Source organism: Nonlabens xiamenensis (assembly GCF_003865345.1).
GTDB lineage: Bacteria > Bacteroidota > Bacteroidia > Flavobacteriales > Flavobacteriaceae > Nonlabens > Nonlabens xiamenensis.
Genome location: NZ_RMVE01000001.1, coordinates 474077 through 491997, shown reverse-complemented (window position 1 = coordinate 491997; position 17921 = coordinate 474077). Strand labels below are relative to the sequence as shown.

Below are 17921 nucleotides of genomic sequence, written 5' to 3'. Positions count from 1 at the left end.
ACGTCATTGGATCCAGAGCCCGCGCTTTTACTTATCAATACAACTCTTTTGGATACGAGCCAGTTTTTATACGTGGTCGTATTTGTTCTTTTACTGATTTGTAGTGCCCTGATCAGCGGTGCTGAAGTCGCGTTTTTCAGTCTGTCAAATACTGAACTGGAGGACGAAGCCGAAGATTTTCCTAGACGCAGCATCGTCAACAAGTTATTGGAACGACCTAAAAAACTATTGGCTACTATTCTCATTGCCAATAATGCGATTAATATCACCTCAGTCTTGATATTTGGGTTATTATCCGAAGTGTGGTTTGCTAGTATCCAACCCATCCAAATCGACTCCTTTATCAGTTTTGAATTGGATATTAGGTTTTTTATCGAGGTGGTGGTAGTGACCTTTTTGATCTTGCTTTTTGGCGAGATTTTCCCAAAAGTTTATGCCAACCGCAATCCAAAAGGTTTTTCTAGTTTTATGGCCATCCCGTTAAACGTGCTGGATAAGCTGTTTAGCTTTCTGAGCCTGCCGATGAGGTATGTCACGCTGAAAATTCAGGACAGACTGGGCAGCAAGAAGTCTAACATCACAGTTTCACAGCTTTCCCAGGCCTTGGAACTTACCGATGAAAACGATACCACCGATGAGGAACAACAACTACTGCAAGGTATCGTGAGTTTTGGAAATACTCAGACCAAAAATGTCATGCGCAATCGTACGGATGTTTTTGCACTGGACGAGAGCTTACCCTTTAGAGAAATTATTCCCCAGGTAATTGAGAATGGGTATTCCCGCATCCCTTGCTACAAAGAAAGTGTAGATCAAATCACAGGGGTGCTTTATGTCAAGGATTTACTGCCATATATTGATCGGAAGAATTTTGAATGGACGAAGCTTCTTAGAGAGGCTTATTTTGTTCCAGAAAATAAAAAACTAGATGACCTATTGAAGGAATTCCAGGAAAAAAAGAAGCACATCGCCATCGTGGTAGATGAGTATGGGGGGACCAGCGGACTCATTTCTTTGGAAGATATTATTGAAGAAATTGTAGGTGACATCAGTGATGAATTTGATGAAGAGGATGTGGTATATTCAAAGCTTGACGACCACAACTATGTATTTGAAGGTAAAACCCAACTCAAAGATTTTTATAGGGTATTGGATTTGGATGAGGAACAGATCAGCGCTTTTGAAGATGCCAAGGGGGAATCTGAAACCATCGCAGGATTTTTATTGGAACAGACCGGTTCCTTTCCGCGTAAGCTGGATCAAATAAATTTTGGCAACATGACGTTCTTGGTGGAAGTGATGGATAAAAAACGTATCAAACAACTGAAATGTACGATAGCCTAAAACTTCTTTTTATTATCGGCCTTTGCCTGATGTTGGCAAAATGTGGCAATGATAATGTCTTGCCAAAACCCAGCGGACAATTGGCTTTGGACTACCCAGAAGCAAATTACGTCCAATTGGATACAAAGGACTGCCCGTTCAGTTTTCAAGTGAACGAATTTGCCCGCGTATTATCTAAACGTGATTGTTCTATGAAGATTGAGTATCCACAAATGGAAGCCACCCTTTATCTGACTTATAGACCTGTAAAAGACAATTTAAGAGAATTACTTATCGATGGGCAAAAGCTTTCCTATGATCACAATCAAAAAGCCGATGTGATTAAGGACTTTCCTTTTGCCAATGAATTGGATCGCACCTATGGTATGATGTATGAAATTGAAGGAAATGCGGCTTCTAATGCTCAATTCTACGTCACCGATAGTTTGAATCACTTTTTAACGGCTTCGCTCTACTTTTATTCGCAACCCAACTACGATTCCATATTACCTGCCGCAGACTATGTAAAAAAGGACATGATCAAAATGTTGGAATCGCTGCGGTGGCAGAATTAAAATTTACGCTACAAGGAAAGAAAATTGGAATTGACTGGATTTTACCTATTATTGCCCTAAATTAAATCCAACCATATGAAAATTTTTAAATCTTTTTTGTTGACAGCATTTGTTGTCGTTTCATTGATATCATGTAGTAGTGACGATGATGGCGGTTCATCGAGCAGCGCAACGGGTAGCTTTAGCGTTGACGGAAGCTCCTATTCGCTGAATAAGGGTGTCGTTTTGAATTACGGAGAGGGACCTACCGGAATCTATAATTTTGATATTTCCCTTTTCTCAAACGGCGTTAACCTTGATGAAGCTGGAGAAGCCTCTGGGATGGGTGATGTTATATATTTTGAATTATGGACTGATCAATCTTCTGGTTTAAAGGAAGGAACTTATAGTTTCAGTAATTCAACTGAAGACTTTGCCATCACCGTGTTAAGTTACGGTTTGGATTGTAATTCTCAAACTGAAATGTGCGCCACTGAAGCAGAAGGAGAGGATGGAACATTAAGTATAAGTCGTGATGGAAATCGGTACACACTCACATTTTCCATTGTTACACCCGACGGAGTTGCTACAGGAACCTATTCTGGAGTATTAAGAGCATTTAATAGTTGATTTTAAATAATAATAGTTTAAACCCGATTTGAAATAAGATTTCAAATCGGGTTTTTCTTTTGGATAAACTTTGGATAAAAATAGCTGACCTTTGCAGCTCTAATTTGCCAATGAATCCATCCCGATTAAAATATGTTTATTTGTTCAGCCTTAGTGTTATCTGGGGTACTTCATTCATTCTGATCAAAAAAGCCTTGGGGGAAGAAGGCGACACCTTTACTTTACAGCCTTTACAAGTTGGAGCATTACGCACAATTTTGTCCTCCTTGATCCTCATAAGTATCGGCTGGAGATCTTTTGCCAAAACCTCCAAAAAGGACTGGTTGTGGTTATTCATATCGGGTTTGCTAGGTACATTATTTCCAGCGTTTTTATTTGCTTATGCACAAACCGAGATTGATAGTGCGATCAGTGCGATTCTCAATTCGACTGTCCCGTTGATTACTTTAATTCTGGGAGCCTTGGTATTTGGGATATCATTTTCCCGAAAGCAGCTCTTGGGTGTTATTATCGGATTGGCCGGAGCCATAGGATTAGTGTTTGCAGGCATGGAAAATAATCCAGATCAAAATTATCTTTTTGCTGGCCTTGTGTTTATAGCTTGTAGCTGTTATGCCACCAATGTCAATATCATCAAAAAATACCTGCAAGAGGTCAAGCCCCTGGCCATTGCTACCGGAAATTTTGTATTCATCTTACCGCTAGCCTTGATTGTTTTCTTTGCTTCAGATGGAGCCTCCTTGGATTATCAGGATGAAGATGTTTTGACCAGTTTAGGATATATCTTGATCCTCTGCTTATTCGGTACAGTCGCAGCAAAAATTATGTTTAATAAATTGGTACAGATTACCTCCCCTGTTTTTGCCAGCTCTGTGACCTACCTAATGCCCATCATAGGTTTGACATGGGGAATTATGGATGGTGAACGCTTCAATTTATGGCAAGGCCTGGCCACGGCAGTAATTATTTTTGCGGTCATTCTGGTCACCAGTGAAAAAAGAAAGCAGTCTACTCGATAAGTTCGCCAACCAGCATATAATTCACTATGGCCTCCTTCATCAGTAAACTCTGCTCTCCAGCTTTAAGTGCCGGTAGTTTCTCTTTCATAATATAGTGTGGCCACTTGTCGTCGTCGAAATGCGAGAATTCATAGTACCCGTAAGGTTCCAACACCCTACAAATTGCGATATGCATGAGCTGCAGCTTTTCATCCTTCTTAAATTTTCTATGCAGCTGACCTAATTCTTGGACTCCGATCACAAAAAGTATCCCATCCAAGTCCATCTCATCTCCATCAGCAAATCTGTCCTGAAAAAAGGCCACGGTTCGTGCCCATCGTTCCTTGAGCTTTTCGTCTCTCGTCATAGGACAAATATACCGCCATCCAGATAATTGCAGAAGTTAAAATAAATAGGCTTGATTTGAATGACCAAGATGCTAAGAGCATCAATATCTTCCGTCAATACTCATTAGCAAGAATATTATCGCCCGTGGCCAACCTTTATCCTTGTAAGATTTTTGATGGTGGTCGGAAGGCGAATTACAACTGTAAACTATAGGTCGCTCAGGGTGAATTGAGTCTGATGCTGAACTTCTGGAAACTCTATAACTGGAGATTGTATTTGTCAACTATATCCAATGCCTGTTTAAATCGCTGTTTCAACAGGTCTCAAGCCTTATCATTATTTTCCTAACTAAATCAGTTATTTATAATGAAAATCAAATACTTCAACGAAGCATACAGAGGTTTTCAAAACAAATAGAATGGCACCTGCAGCATCGCTACCCCCACAAGAGAATTACTTTAGACATAAATAAAGCTATAAAAGCCTATTCAACGAACTGGTTAAGCATGATTACTTTCAATCAAAAAGACAAAGTTATTTATCGAGGAGAGCCAGCGATATCACTGGACATAAAATCCAGGTGCCTGTTGGACTGGTCCGATCTACATGTTCCAAGGATTGAAAAGCAGTCACTACACCCAAAAACGATGACTTTCCGCTATCGGTTTTTTACTTTACCATATATGGCTTCCCTATCTTTGCACCCATGAAATTTTCATTGGGGAAAAACAAGAAACTCAAGAGTAGAAAAGCTATTGAACGTCTCTTTACGGACGGCCAATCCATACGTAAGGGAGCCGTACGTTGTGTTTTCCACATGGGGGAAAGGTGCAATTCCCATCAAATGGGTGTGAGTGTTTCTAAGCGTTATTTTAAAAAGGCCACAGACCGCAATCGTGTCAAACGCCTACTCAGGGAGAGTTATCGCCTACAACAACACCAGCTCCAAACTGAAACACCTTTAGAGTTTTTATTCATTTATCAGTCCGGTAAAATACCAGATTTTAAGCATTGTATAAGTTTGGTAGCTGGGTTGATCAAGGAGCTCAATAAAAGATATCCTTCTACATAAAACCTATTAAAGATTTATTCAAAACACTTGAAAAACAGCTTCTAAGACAAGAATATGGCGCTTACATCGTTTTAGTCTATATTTAATTCCCAGATTTTTACACAAATGAGTTCAAAACATTCCAGTATAAATATCAAAAGGCAGATTTTGTTGCCCATTATTGCCGCAGGTTTGCTCTTATCTACGGCCAGTTTTCAAAATGATTTTTTTGAGATCGCCAAACAGATCGAGATTTTTACAGAAATGTATAAACAAATCAATATGAATTATGTGGATGACACTAATCCAGCCGATTTGATGGATAAAGCCATTGAGGGTATGCTGGAGGAATTGGATCCATATACAGTCTACTGGACTGAACAGGAGGTAGAAGAATCAAAAATTAACCGTCGAGGCTCTTATACTGGAATTGGTGCGCAAGTAAGTTCTCGGGATGACAAAATTATCATCGTTGAACCATGGAAGGATTACCCGGCAGATAAAGCTGGTCTTAAAGCTGGGGATGAAATTATACAAATCGACAATGTCATGATCTCTGATTATGATGACAATGCAGGAGATTTGCTCAAAGGTTCTGAAGGTTCAGAATTGACGGTGGTTTACAAACGACAGGGTAAAACCAATTCTGCCACACTTAAAAGAGCAGGTGTAGATGTACAGGCAGTTCCATTTTACGAAATGGCCACACCAGAAATAGGTTATGTGGTCCTTTCAAAATTTAATGAAAAGGCATCCAAGGAAACCAAAGCGGCAATTGAAGATCTAAAGGAAAAGGGTGCCAAAAAAATCATCCTAGACTTGCGTGGGAATCCAGGTGGTTTATTAAGCGAGGCAGTCAATGTGTCCAACCTATTCGTTCCCAGGGGTAAATTGATTACCAGCACCCAATCCCATATCGATAAGTATAACAAAACCTACCTGACTAAACGCAATGAAGAATTTGAGGGAATGCCTCTTGCAATTTTGATCAACGGGCGCAGTGCTAGTGCCAGTGAGATTGTGAGCGGTAGTATTCAAGATTATGACAGGGGCGTGATTGTAGGTGCAAGAAGTTTTGGTAAAGGTTTGGTGCAAAGACCCAAACCGCTTTCTTATGGTACCCAGGTAAAAATCACCATCTCTAGATATTACACGCCTGCAGGCCGATGTATTCAGGCGCTGGACTATTGGAATCGGGATGAAAATGGTGATGCAGTGAGAACCAAACAAGAAGATTATAAAGCCTATAAAACAGTGAACAGCGGTCGTACAGTCTATGATGGTGGTGGTATTGAACCAGACATCAATATTGAAACTGCTGCCTACTCCCCTATTACCACAGCCCTACTCAAAGAGAATTCGATTTTTGACTATGCGACCGAATACTATTACAAGCATCAGTATGAAGATTTATATAAAATCCAGTTTACCGATGAAGATTTCCAAGACTTCGTGAATTGGGTAGAAGCAAGAGGTTTCCAGTTTGAAACTGTAACAGAGTCCGCTTTCGCGAAAGCATACCAAACCGCACGCAATGAGGAATTGGATGACGATATCAAAACTTCTTATGACGCCATGATCAAAATTATCCAGCAGGCCAAGAGAAAGGAAATTATGGATAAAAAGCCAGAAATAAAAAGCCTGCTTACCGATGAGATTGTCAAAAGGTATTTTTACCGGGAAGGTCTCTATAACTATCAGATTAAAAACAATCCAGAAATCAAGGCAGCAATTGAAGTTTTGGAAGATGAAAGCCAGTACCAACGTATATTGAAATAATGCACAAACTCCTACTGGTCATATTATTTTTCGGCTGTCTCTGCCAGGCGCAACTCACTGAATCGCACACGGTGTATTTTGATCTGGACAAGGATCAATTTTCTTTTAGCGAGGGCAAGCAGCTCAATGCATTTTTTGATGATCTGTTGTATAAACCTCTGTTGGACGTGCAGATTTATGGTTATTGTGACGATAGAGGCTCCTATGAGTATAATATGGATCTGTCCAATCGCAGGGTGGAAACTGTTTCCGAATGGCTCCAAGAACATCGCATCACCACCGACCACATCAAAAAAACTATCGAAGGAAAAGGGGAAATCGCTTTGGAGGAAGGTTCGGAAGAACTAACCGTAGAAGATGAGCGAGCCCAAAATCGCAGGGTGGATATTGTGTTCTCTCTCAAAAAGAATATCGCCGACCGCATTGAGATCGCCAAGCTCAGCAAAAATGAACTCACCGAAAAAGAACAAGAGGAAATCAAGACCTATGAAAAAAAGGTGATTGAAACCGTTATTCAACAGTCCGAATCTCAGGAGGCAATCCCGACGTCTACTTCGATGGAAGAAGAAAAAATAAACCCAGTAGAAGAGGAAATAGAAGAAGAATACCTAGATATACCCACCAATCTAGATCCACCCTTTGACAACACGCAGGAACCCTTTAAAAGTTTGCTTAAAAAGAACTTGAAAAAAGGCGAAATAATACGTTTGGAAAACATCCTTTTCTACAAAGGGCGCTCTACTGTTCTGGAAGAATCCCAACCTTTACTGGAAAGGGTTGCCGAAATCCTGGTCGCCCGAGAGGATATCCATTTTGAAATCCATGGTCATGTGTGTTGTATCAATCCGGTTTACAAAGATGCCTACAATCGAGACACCCGTAAATCAAACCTGTCCCATGATCGCGCCAAAGCTATATTCAACATTCTGAGAAAACGCGGCGTGTGGTACAAACGCATGAAATACAAAGGTTTTGGGCGCACCAAACCCTTGGGAGGGATAGATAAACTGGATCGACGAGTTGAGTTGTATATCACAAAAATCGATCCAGAGGGATAAAAGTTTTTGGTGCTTTCATTACTTCATTGTATTTTCACAATCAATAAGATGGGAGCGACCAAGTCAGAAATATTTACCCCTGCACAAAACCATATGGCCAGAATGACCAAAGCCTTGGCCCATCCTGCGCGCATCGCCATTATTCAGTATTTATTTGCTCGCCGATCTTGCGTCTGCGGTGATATTGTTGATGTCGTTGGGCTAGCGCAACCTACCATTTCACAACATTTAAAAGAACTTAAATCTGCTGGACTTATAAAAGGCAGTGTCGAGGGCACAAGTGTTTGTTACTGTATCGACCAAAAAAATTGGTCTGTAATGAAAGACTTGCTTTCCCCTTTCCTCAACCTCGATGCTGCTATTTTAAACGACTGCTGTTAAAAAAATTTAGTTTCAATAATCGTAATATTACAATATAAGCCATGAATTTATCCACCCTCAAAGACTTGCTGTCCAAGACAGACGTGTTGCAGTTCCAACTGGAAAACGGTCAACAAGTTCCCGCTCATTTTCATGTGACTGAAGTAGGCAAGATACTGCGTCACTTTGTGGATTGTGGAGGGACTGAGCGCCTGGAAACCAAGATCAACTTCCAACTCTGGACAGATGATGATACCGACCATCGCCTATCTCCACAAAAATTGCTATCAATTATCAGCATGGCAGAGACAACCTTAGGCCTACCTAATGCACAGATTGAAGTAGAATATCAGTCCCATACCATCGGAAAATATCTGCTTGAACATGATGGGACGAATTTTCATTTGGTAAGCACAGCCACAGATTGTCTAGCCAAAGAAGCTTGTGGGATCTCTCCGCAAAAACCAAAAATCAGGCTGTCCCAACTGTCCCAAGAAAATTCCTGCGCTCCGGGATCAGGCTGCTGCTAAAAGACGATACTCATGTTTGACCACATTGAAAACACGATCAGAGATTTAAAGGAGGTAGAAATACCGCTTTCGCGAAAGCAAAACCTCAACCAATTGCGTGATTTTGTTCAGGATCGCAAAGATCATTCTCAAATAATCAACTTGATCTTTATTTGTACGCATAATTCCAGACGCAGTCATTTGTCCCAGGTATGGGCGCAAACAATGGCTGCTTACTTTAAGCTGTCCAACCTATTTTGCTATTCTGGTGGAACCGAAGCCACGGCGCTTTTCCCGGCTGCTGCAGAAGCTTTAGTCGCTGCCGGCTTCAGAATGGAAACTTTGAGTAATGGGAAAAATCCTATCCACAGCATACGATTTGATCAGGCCTCCCCATCCATCATAGGGTTTTCAAAAAAATATGATCACCTGTTCAATCCTACCCAGGATTTTGCGGCAATACTGACCTGTTCTAGTGCCGATAATGATTGCCCGTTTATTCCAGGTGCTTTGCGTCGGATTGCACTACCCTACCAAGATCCTAAATCTTCGGATGGCAGCCCAGAGCAAGAGGAAGTATATTTCTCTAGAAGTCTGGAAATTGCTGCGGAACTCTATTATGTTTTTTCTCAAATCCAATGAAAAAGAAACTCGGCTTCCTCGACCGTAATTTGACCCTTTGGATATTTCTGGCCATGGCCATAGGTGTCGCTTTGGGATATGTATATCCATCAATTTCTGAGGTGATCAATACCATGAATTCAGGAACGACTAATATCCCGATTGCCATTGGATTGATTTTAATGATGTATCCGCCTTTGGCCAAGGCCGACTATAAACTATTGCCCAAAGTCTTTAAAAACACCAAGATCCTGAGCATTTCCCTGCTGCTCAATTGGATCATCGGTCCAGTGTTGATGTTTGCTCTGGCATTGATCTTTTTACAGGATCACCCAGCGTATATGGTTGGGCTTATTTTAATAGGACTTGCTCGCTGTATCGCCATGGTACTAGTATGGAATGACCTTGCTGACGGATCTCCAGAATACGGCGCGGGACTGGTGGCACTCAATAGTGTTTTTCAGGTCTTTGCCTATTCCTTTTATGCCTGGCTGTTCATTACGATATTACCGCCTTATTTTGGCATTGATGGTGCCATCGTGAACATTTCCATTGCCACCATCGCAGAGAGTGTCGCGATTTATTTAGGCATACCTTTCTTACTGGGTATTCTCAGTCGTTTGATTTTAGTGCGGCTTAAAAGTAAGCAATGGTATGAACAGGTATTTATTCCTTCCATTTCTCCCTTGACGCTGATTGCGCTGTTATTGACGATTGTGTTGATGTTTTCTCTTAAAGGGGAGCTGATCGTAGAGATCCCTTATGACGTGCTGTTGAACGCCGTACCGCTGTTGATCTACTTTATAGTAATGTTTTTAATTGGGTTTTTTATCAGTAAATATCGAGGCGCAACCTATAGTGAAAATGCCGCCATCGCCTTTACGGCAGCAGGAAATAACTTTGAACTGGCCATCGCGGTAGCCATTGCCGTGTTTGGATTGAATTCAGGTCAGGCATTTACTGGGGTTATAGGGCCATTAGTGGAAGTTCCTGCCTTGATATTACTGGTGAGAGTGTCTTTTTGGCTCAAGAAGAAATACTATCGTTGATTCCCTATTAGAAAGCAATATTTATAGCATATTTCGTCTACACTTATGACGCCCATTTGGACAAACATAGAAAAGGCAGTTGACACCCTAAACAAAGAAGGAGTCGTTGCCATTCCTACAGAAACGGTTTACAGGTTGGCGGGAAATATTTACAGTAAAAAAGCGATCATGCGTATTTTCTCTCACGGTGAACATTGATACGCCAAGACCGCCGGTTTTTGATGAGATCTATGCGCCTCAGATGGATTTATCCTAAGCGCAGATGTTATCTGGAAACCTTTTGGCAATACTAGTCATCACGGCCATGGACACAATGATGATCATTAAAAGCAGCAGTTTTTGAAGCACTGAGAACAGGCAGGAAAGCAAGTCCTGAAGCTTTATCAGACAAAAACACGCTTATTGATTCCGCTTTCGCGAAAGAAAAAAATAAGTTCACCTTGCTTAATAAATAGAGATATCTTCCTACCTTTCTATCATGCCACACGATCACCATCACAAGGCCTCCAGTAATTTAAAGCTGGTTTTTTTTCTTAATTTGGGATTTACCATATTGGAATTTATCGGTGGGTATTATGTGAATAGCGTTGCTATCATCTCTGATGCAGTCCATGATCTGGGAGATTCCCTTTCTCTAGGTACGAGCTGGTATTTACAACACAAGTCACAACAACAGGCGGATAAGCGGTATTCATTTGGGTACAGACGTTTTTCCCTGATGGGCGCGATGATTAATAGTTTGGTGCTGGTACTAGGTTCGGCTTATGTAATCTATGAGGCTATAATGAGAATCTTGCATCCAGAAAGCAGCGATGCCCAGGGAATGATTCTTTTTGCCCTCGTGGGAGTTGCCGTCAACGGATTTGCGGCTTGGAAACTAAGTAAGGGAAAATCCATGAATGAACGGGTCATCTCATGGCACTTGATTGAAGATGTGTTGGGTTGGGCCGTCGTACTCGTGGTAGCTGTTATCCTATATTTTTATGACAATCTATACTTGGATCCAGCCCTCTCCCTGGTTATTACATTATACATTTTATATAACGTATTTAAGCGATTGCGCGAGACGAGTTTTTTGTTTTTACAAGGCGTTCCTGCTGATGTGGATCTAGAGCTCATCAAAACCAAGATTCTCGCGTTGGCTCAGGTAGATTCCCTACATCATACGCATTTATGGTCCCAAGATGGTGAACATCATGTATTCAGTAGCCATGTCAGAGTAACAGGTGTAAGTTCGCTGACAGAGCTGGCAGAAATCAAGCAAAAGATTATTTACATACTTCAAGGATATGCATTTGAACACATTACACTGGAGATGGAAACCTTGGATAAGGATTGTTCGGTCGCAGAAACAGAGTTACAGAAAATAACTGAATGAATAGAGAATCTCGCATTATTTTCTTTTCTAAGCCTACACTTAACATCAATGAAATTGGGCCAGGCAGATTTTGGTGGGGTATTTTTTTAGGTATTGTGCTCACTATTTTAATTAGGTGCTCGGTTCCGTTAATGCTGGAATTGTTTTATGAACTTCAACCTCTTTACATCAGATCAACCCAGGATTTTAGTTTAAATTCAGAATTCAGAAGCAGATTTTTGATGGCCTTGTTTTCCACCAGCATCGGATTTGTTTTTTGTTTCCTTTGCTGGATGACCGGTACACTTCACACAGCCAAGATCAGGCGTTTTGAATTATGGAAAGTATATTATCAAGCCTTATTTGTATTGGCATTGATTCCCTTTGTTATACTTAAAATGGGGTCGTCGTTGATCTTGGCCGATCTTAGCAAACTAAGTCAATTATTATGGCACAGCTATGGTTGGATGCTTTTAGTGTTGCCCATTTTTATTTTTCTCTATCCCTGGGTTCATGCCCGACGTATCTATCGAACGCATAGAATCTTTTGGGTAACATTCATCACCAGTATAAGTGGTAGTTTTTTGATTTCAGAAATTCCATACTGGATAAGTACTTGGTAAATAGGTGCTAATCTTTAATTCAAAAAGAATAAAACGCTACCTATCTTCAGAGTCATTAGGTCAACTCCATGGTCATGGCCTGGTGCGGAATACCATCTTCCAGATAACGCTCTCCAGTGTCTATAAAACCAAGCTCTTTATAGAAGTTGTCCAAATAACATTGGGCTGAAATCTTGATTGAGTTGTATGAATTCGCTTTCGCGAAAGCGATACTGGCTTCCATTATTTCCTTCCCGTAGGATTTACCACGATGTTGCGTTCTCACCACCACTCTGCCAATACTGGCCTGCTCAAAGTAGATCCCTGGTGCAAAAAATCTAGTGTAGGCTACTAGATCCGAATCCTCGAAACCTAAAATATGAATGGCTTTTTGGTCCTTATTATCTATGTCTTGATAAACACAATCCTGTTCAACCACAAATACTTCGGCCCGCAGTCGCAACAGCGCGTAAAGCAGGTCTGTACTTAATTCGTCAAAGGTTTTGGTTTGTATTTTCATACGTTGTGAGTGCTAACTCAGGGATTTAAAATAGATACTCAATGATAGAGCCATGGTTCATCTGCAGCCTTGCTGTTGGTCTAGAAAAGTCTTAGAAACGTTTGGGAACATTTTTGGGTCGTGGCGGTTTTACACCTACCCTGATATCCGTGATGATTTTTTCCAACATTTCACCAAATTCTTCATCACCTTCGGCCATCAGTTCCTGACGTCTGGTATCCAAAGCATCGAGTGTGGCCTCTCGCTCATCTTCCTCAAATTCTTCCAATTCCCGCCAGATTTCCATGAGTTTTTTCTGTGGATGCACGGCGGTACGCAGTTGGTGAATGATAATAGAGGCCTCTTTTTTCATGGATTTATTTTCGTGAAAGCGTCCCTTTTAGTGGGTTTTACTTTCACATTCTGGCCACTAAGATACATTCAATTGTCCTGGCGGTATGCTAATGAATTCTTATTGTGTTCCAGCAATAATTGCTCATCCTGAAGATAACTACGCAACAAATGAAGGGTGTAATCCAGTTGTTCCTCGGTCAAATTGCGATAGGCTGGAGGCGGAATCACATTTTTCCATTTGTTATTCAGGGTGTTGTCCAAGGCAATACGCCAATAACAGTGATCATCAAATTTTAAATGTGGATAACGACCTACCAATTCCTTGGCTAAATCAAAATAAGCCTGACGTTTGGAAAGATCCATCACTGGAATTGTTAGGAACAGGCTATCTTGTTGACACGTCTATCGTGGCGGCCACCGGCAAATTCGGTATCCAGAAAGGCTTCTACCAGTGCTACTGCCTGAGGTATGGAAGTAAATCTGGCAGGAATACAAATGACATTGGCATTGTTGTGTTCACGAGATAACCCAGCAATTTCCTTGGTCCAACATACGGCAGCACGTACACTCTGATATTTGTTGGCCGTCATAGAAACCCCTTGTGCACTTCCACAAATCAATACCCCAAGGTCTGCTTTAGCTTGATCCACATCTTTTCCTACTGCATGAGCAAAATCAGGATAATCTACACTGTCAAAATCATCCGTACCGTGATTGGTGACTTGATGACCGCGCTGCGTCAGCATTTTGACAATAGCTTTCTTATAATCTGGACCTGCATGGTCGTTACCTATAGAGATGTTCATTACCTAGATATTTATACCACAAATTTAAGCTAATACATACGCTTGAGCAGTTATCAACAAGCCCGCTTTTACACGATTCATAAACATTTTAGAACCTGTTGATATCAAAGGAAAAAATTTGTTTGCAAAATTGAACGGAATAGTCCATATCCATTTTTAATTGTCAAATCCAAAATATAACTACAGGATTTTCTAGCGAGTTTTCAGACCAATTATTGCAGAATTCAACAGCAGAATTTTTATTGTTTATTGACATTTATTTGAGCAATTGAATTGTCAACAGGTGTGTAAAACTATGGACCTATATCTGCATCGAACTAGAAAACAATATCTTAACAATTCTATAACATGTGAATAAGTGGCGATAACTTGAAAGGTTAATCATAAGCAAAAAAAAACCTGAAAAGTTATACCGCTATTCACACTACATCATCATCATCATTTTTTATTTAAAAATTTAAAAAGAAAATATCTATTGTATATAAATGTTGAAAACATCTAAAGTGGCTACGAACGCAATTTTTACAAATTGAACCCGCAAAAAATTAGAAAAATAGAGAATACTAAAGGGTTTGAGGACCGAAAATGGTTGTAGCGCTGGAGGAAGTTTCATAGGGTAACCGATGGGCGTCAGAATCCAGGGCCTTGGCAGTCAGAATAATTAGCGTGATCAGTCCAGCGATAAGAATACCAGTAAATATATAGGTAGTAAGTAAGGGCTTTTTAAAACGCATCATTCTTTTGAGAAATACCTTTGATGTAATTCTCAGTTACAAAGATAATAAACTTTCTTAAAATAATGTTAACTCAAGATTATTGGAAAGTTATTTTATTGGTTTTAAGTGGCTTTTGATTGGATGAACTTTTAAAAGCATAACTTTGTACACAATATGAAGAAAAAGAAAAAGAGAAACTCAAAAACAAAGTTTCAGAATTTGAGTCAGTCGGTACTCAATGCCATAAAGCAAGAACCGAATAATAGTTATAATTACAAGCAAATTTGCGCCAAACTAAGTATCACCGATGCAAGCGGCCGCAACCAAGTCATAAAAAAACTTCACCAGCTCAAGTCAAAAGGCAAAATTGAAGAAGTCGATCGAGGCAAGTTCAAAATCATTAAGGCCATCGATTACTATACTGGAATCATCGATGTTAGTTCTAGGGGAACCGGTTATGTCATCACAGAAGAACTGGAAGAAGATATAATGATCCCTAGGAGATCGTTAGGACAAGCCCTCAATGGTGACGAGGTAGAAGTTTACGTGTATCATCGTCGCAGGGGACAGCAGCCTGAAGGTGAGATCACCCGAGTGCTTAAAAGATCGAAAACCGAATTTGTAGGGGAAATCGAGGTACATGAAAAATTTGCCTTTGTCAAAGTAACTGATCCTAAAGTTCAAACTGATTTTTTTATTCCTGGACGTGAAATCAATGGAGCCAAGGACGGTCAAGTGGTGCTTGTCGAGTTTGTGGCATGGAATGAAAAACAGGACTCTCCCAATGGGAGGGTCAAAGATATCCTGGGCGATCCAGGCGAGCACAATACTGAAATTCACGCTATTCTTGCGCAATACGGTCTACCTTATGAATTTCCGGAAGATGTAGAAAACCATGCCCAAAAGCTGGATACAAGCATCTCTGCAGAAGAAATTTCTAAACGTCGGGATATGCGGGAGACCTTGACTTATACGATAGATCCAGCTGATGCTAAGGATTTTGACGATGCCTTATCCTTCCAACCGCTGGACAATGGAAAGTATGAAATAGGAATCCATATTGCTGATGTTTCCCACTACGTGAAGCCAGACAGTGTGTTAGAGCACGAGGCGTATGACCGTGCTACCTCGGTTTATTTAGTGGATCGCGTGGTACCTATGCTACCCGAGGTACTATCCAATGGTGTATGTTCCTTAAATCCGCATGAAGACAAGCTCTGTTTTTCAGCAATTTTTGAGATGGATGAACAGTGTAAAATCCACAAAGAATGGTTTGGGCGTACCATCATCCATTCCGATCAGCGTTTTGCCTATGAAGAAGCCCAACACATTATTGAAACTGGAAAAGGAATCATCCCTGCTGAAATATCGCTTTCGCGAAAGCAAACCCAAATACAAGAACCTATAGTTGAGGCAACCCTTACCCTGGACCGATTGGCCAAAAAGATGCGTGCCAATCGCATGCAATCTGGTGCGCTGAGTTTTGACAAAACTGAGGTCAAATTTCATTTAAATGAAAATGCAGAACCCACAGGAGTCTATTTTAAAACCTCACAAGATGCCAATAAATTAATCGAGGAATTTATGTTGTTGGCCAATCGTAAAGTGGCTGCCTTTATCGGTAAAAAACAACCTAAACGAACTTTTGTTTACAGGATTCACGATGAGCCGAATGATGAAAAGCTTGGCGCATTAGCGAATATTGTGACTAAATTTGGTCACAAACTAGATTTACGGGATCGTAAAACCATCACGCATTCCTTGAATAAGCTCTTGGAAAAGGTAAAAGGAGCCAAAGAGCAAAATATGGTAGATACACTGGCGATCCGTACCATGTCCAAAGCAGAATATTCCACACAGAATATTGGTCATTATGGCCTTGCCTTTGACTACTACTCTCACTTTACCAGTCCGATCAGGCGATATCCTGACGTGATGGTGCATCGCTTGTTACAGCATTACCTGGATGGTGGTAAAAGTGTGGATGAAAAGCTGTACGAAGAAAAATGCGTTCACAGTACCAATATGGAAATTTTGGCCACAAAGGCCGAAAGGGATTCCATTAAGTATATGCAAGTCAAATACATGAAGGATCATGCTGATGAGGAATTCCTGGGCGTGATATCGGGCGTAACTGATTGGGGTATTTACGTAGAAATCATATCCAATAAATGTGAAGGTATGGTCAGGCTCGGCGATCTGGATGACGATAGCTATGAGTATGTAGAAGAGGAATTTGCAGTTGTAGGTCGCAGGACCAAGAATACCTATACGCTGGGAGACGAGGTATACGTTAAGGTAAAAAATGCTGATCTGGTTAAAAAGCACCTTGATTTCTGGATGGTGGGGAGTAGAGAAGAAGTAGAAAGTTAATACAAACAATAATTCTTCACGGAAAACCTCCGAATGCCATTTTTGCAGCTAGAAATCCATACCAACTCGGCTCATTATATTGATACATGGAAGCTCAAAAGACGTTGAAATGCGGTTAATTTTTATCACTTTGCTGTTGATCGGTTGTATGTCCTGTAAAGAATCTTCCGAACCCTTAGATACATATTCCTGGATGTTGGGAAGGTATCAGCGGGTCGGGGATCAACCTGACCAGGAGACGTATGAGCGATGGTATCCAACAATAGACGGAAAATTACAAGGCTATGGATGGACACTCCATCATGGAGATACCGTTTTTTACGAAGAAATGTTGATCAATTCTTACAAATCTGGTCAGATGTATCTGGAGGTAAAGGGCGTTAATGAAACCCCTACTGTTTTTGAAATTATAGAAAGTAGTCATCAAGAATTTACCGCTGTGAATCTAGATAATGAGTTCCCCACTCATATTAATTATTTCAAATCTGGTGACACCTTGAAGGCAAGTATTTCTAATACAGATAGCCGGTTAGAATTTGACTTTATTCGAGAAGATTAGCATTTAATACCTTTAAAAATTGTTATTCATCGAATTAATATGATGTTTACCGATAAATTTAAAATATTTCCAATCCTTTTTACTGTAGTTCGGATAGTGCAAGATATTTGTGCTGTAAAAGGGTAGTACTACTCATTACATTTTTCATAAAGTAATTGCTTTCTTCGGGATGGAAAAAGCAGTAAAGTGAGTTTTTTTGGTTGGTTTGTAAGAATCCCGTGTCTTTCCCTAGATGACGGGATTCTTCTATTTTATTATGCATGCATAATAGTTTGGCACGGCATTTGAAACATTATTAATGAAGGTTATGAGAGTAATTTTCATAAAGTTTTTTGGTTGGTTAGTGAAAATTCCGGGAAGTCTTTTGGACGACCC

General features: G+C 40.5%; 23 protein-coding genes. 16 read left to right on the top strand and 7 right to left on the bottom strand.

Going from position 1 to position 17921, the window contains the following annotated elements:
* Positions 1–6 precede the first annotated feature (6 nt).
* The 4 genes from EGM47_RS02340 to EGM47_RS02325 all read left to right on the top strand — a co-directional run bounded on the left by EGM47_RS02340 (position 7) and on the right by EGM47_RS02325 (position 3526).
* Entirely contained in the window at positions 7–1344 is a 1338-nt protein-coding gene (locus EGM47_RS02340; RefSeq protein ID WP_124979154.1) for a gliding motility-associated protein GldE, read from the top strand.
* On the top strand, positions 1329–1898 hold the full coding sequence (gene gldD / locus EGM47_RS02335) for a gliding motility lipoprotein GldD (RefSeq protein WP_124979153.1): 570 nt from the start codon (positions 1329–1331) through the stop codon (positions 1896–1898). Before EGM47_RS02340 ends, gldD begins: the two co-directional genes overlap by 16 nt.
* A gap of 75 nt (positions 1899–1973) precedes the next feature.
* A complete protein-coding gene (locus tag EGM47_RS02330) occupies positions 1974–2507 on the top strand; it encodes a hypothetical protein (protein WP_124979152.1) in 534 nt (177 codons plus the stop codon).
* Between the two features lie 140 nt (positions 2508–2647).
* Positions 2648–3526, top strand: coding sequence for a DMT family transporter (locus EGM47_RS02325; protein ID WP_317126853.1), 879 nt, complete (start codon positions 2648–2650; stop codon positions 3524–3526).
* Here EGM47_RS02325 and EGM47_RS02320 read toward each other — a convergent pair.
* A complete protein-coding gene (locus EGM47_RS02320) occupies positions 3516–3872 on the bottom strand; it encodes a hypothetical protein (RefSeq protein WP_124979150.1) in 357 nt (118 codons plus the stop codon). The genes EGM47_RS02325 and EGM47_RS02320 overlap by 11 nt on opposite strands.
* A 687-nt stretch (positions 3873–4559) precedes the next feature.
* Here EGM47_RS02320 and rnpA point away from each other — a divergent pair.
* From rnpA to EGM47_RS02270, 10 genes are all read left to right on the top strand, one after another.
* Positions 4560–4925 (top strand): ribonuclease P protein component, encoded by a 366-nt coding sequence (gene rnpA / locus EGM47_RS02315; protein WP_124979149.1) that lies wholly within the window; start codon positions 4560–4562, stop codon positions 4923–4925.
* Between the two features lie 105 nt (positions 4926–5030).
* On the top strand, positions 5031–6683 hold the full coding sequence (locus EGM47_RS02310; RefSeq protein WP_124979148.1) for a S41 family peptidase: 1653 nt from the start codon (positions 5031–5033) through the stop codon (positions 6681–6683).
* Positions 6683–7741: an OmpA family protein gene (locus tag EGM47_RS02305; protein ID WP_124979147.1), complete on the top strand. Its 1059-nt coding sequence runs from the start codon at positions 6683–6685 to the stop codon at positions 7739–7741. Before EGM47_RS02310 ends, EGM47_RS02305 begins: the two co-directional genes overlap by 1 nt.
* A 48-nt stretch (positions 7742–7789) precedes the next feature.
* Positions 7790–8122 carry an ArsR/SmtB family transcription factor gene (locus EGM47_RS02300; RefSeq protein WP_124979146.1) on the top strand — a complete coding sequence of 111 codons (333 nt, stop codon included), beginning with the start codon at positions 7790–7792 and terminating at the stop codon, positions 8120–8122.
* Positions 8123–8163: 41 nt separating this feature from the next.
* The gene (locus EGM47_RS02295; protein ID WP_124979145.1) at positions 8164–8631 is read left to right on the top strand and encodes a DUF6428 family protein; all 468 of its coding nucleotides are present in this window, start codon (positions 8164–8166) and stop codon (positions 8629–8631) included.
* A gap of 12 nt (positions 8632–8643) precedes the next feature.
* The gene (locus EGM47_RS02290) at positions 8644–9252 is read left to right on the top strand and encodes an arsenate-mycothiol transferase ArsC (RefSeq protein WP_124979144.1); all 609 of its coding nucleotides are present in this window, start codon (positions 8644–8646) and stop codon (positions 9250–9252) included.
* Positions 9249–10280, top strand: coding sequence for an ACR3 family arsenite efflux transporter (gene arsB / locus EGM47_RS02285; protein ID WP_124979143.1), 1032 nt, complete (start codon positions 9249–9251; stop codon positions 10278–10280). The genes EGM47_RS02290 and arsB overlap by 4 nt, the downstream gene beginning before the upstream one ends.
* A gap of 45 nt (positions 10281–10325) precedes the next feature.
* Positions 10326–10478, top strand: a complete 153-nt coding sequence (locus tag EGM47_RS02280; RefSeq protein WP_124979142.1) for a Sua5/YciO/YrdC/YwlC family protein — start codon at positions 10326–10328, stop codon at positions 10476–10478.
* Between the two features lie 280 nt (positions 10479–10758).
* Complete coding sequence (locus EGM47_RS02275; RefSeq protein ID WP_124979141.1) at positions 10759–11658, top strand: cation diffusion facilitator family transporter; 900 nt, start codon at positions 10759–10761, stop codon at positions 11656–11658.
* Positions 11655–12260: a hypothetical protein gene (locus tag EGM47_RS02270; protein ID WP_124979140.1), complete on the top strand. Its 606-nt coding sequence runs from the start codon at positions 11655–11657 to the stop codon at positions 12258–12260. Before EGM47_RS02275 ends, EGM47_RS02270 begins: the two co-directional genes overlap by 4 nt.
* Before the next feature lie 55 nt (positions 12261–12315).
* Here EGM47_RS02270 and EGM47_RS02265 read toward each other — a convergent pair whose 3' ends face one another.
* From EGM47_RS02265 to EGM47_RS16255, 5 genes are all read right to left on the bottom strand, one after another.
* Positions 12316–12759, bottom strand: a complete 444-nt coding sequence (locus EGM47_RS02265) for a GNAT family N-acetyltransferase (RefSeq protein WP_124979139.1) — start codon at positions 12757–12759, stop codon at positions 12316–12318.
* A gap of 91 nt (positions 12760–12850) precedes the next feature.
* Complete coding sequence (locus EGM47_RS02260; RefSeq protein ID WP_124979138.1) at positions 12851–13111, bottom strand: hypothetical protein; 261 nt, start codon at positions 13109–13111, stop codon at positions 12851–12853.
* Between the two features lie 68 nt (positions 13112–13179).
* The gene (locus EGM47_RS02255) at positions 13180–13455 is read right to left on the bottom strand and encodes an acetyltransferase (protein WP_124979137.1); all 276 of its coding nucleotides are present in this window, start codon (positions 13453–13455) and stop codon (positions 13180–13182) included.
* A gap of 11 nt (positions 13456–13466) precedes the next feature.
* Positions 13467–13898 (bottom strand): ribose 5-phosphate isomerase B, encoded by a 432-nt coding sequence (rpiB, locus tag EGM47_RS02250; protein ID WP_124979136.1) that lies wholly within the window; start codon positions 13896–13898, stop codon positions 13467–13469.
* Positions 13899–14461: 563 nt separating this feature from the next.
* Positions 14462–14635: a hypothetical protein gene (locus EGM47_RS16255; protein WP_164510806.1), complete on the bottom strand. Its 174-nt coding sequence runs from the start codon at positions 14633–14635 to the stop codon at positions 14462–14464.
* A gap of 153 nt (positions 14636–14788) precedes the next feature.
* Between EGM47_RS16255 and rnr the strand changes: the two genes are divergently transcribed.
* Positions 14789–16987 (top strand): ribonuclease R, encoded by a 2199-nt coding sequence (gene rnr / locus EGM47_RS02245; RefSeq protein WP_124979135.1) that lies wholly within the window; start codon positions 14789–14791, stop codon positions 16985–16987.
* 109 nt (positions 16988–17096) lie between these two features.
* Positions 17097–17546, top strand: a complete 450-nt coding sequence (locus EGM47_RS02240; RefSeq protein ID WP_124979134.1) for a DUF6265 family protein — start codon at positions 17097–17099, stop codon at positions 17544–17546.
* 79 nt (positions 17547–17625) lie between these two features.
* Here the strand turns inward: EGM47_RS02240 and EGM47_RS02235 are convergent, their stop codons facing one another.
* On the bottom strand, positions 17626–17808 hold the full coding sequence (locus EGM47_RS02235; RefSeq protein WP_124979133.1) for a hypothetical protein: 183 nt from the start codon (positions 17806–17808) through the stop codon (positions 17626–17628).
* Between the last annotated feature and the right edge of the window lie 113 nt (positions 17809–17921).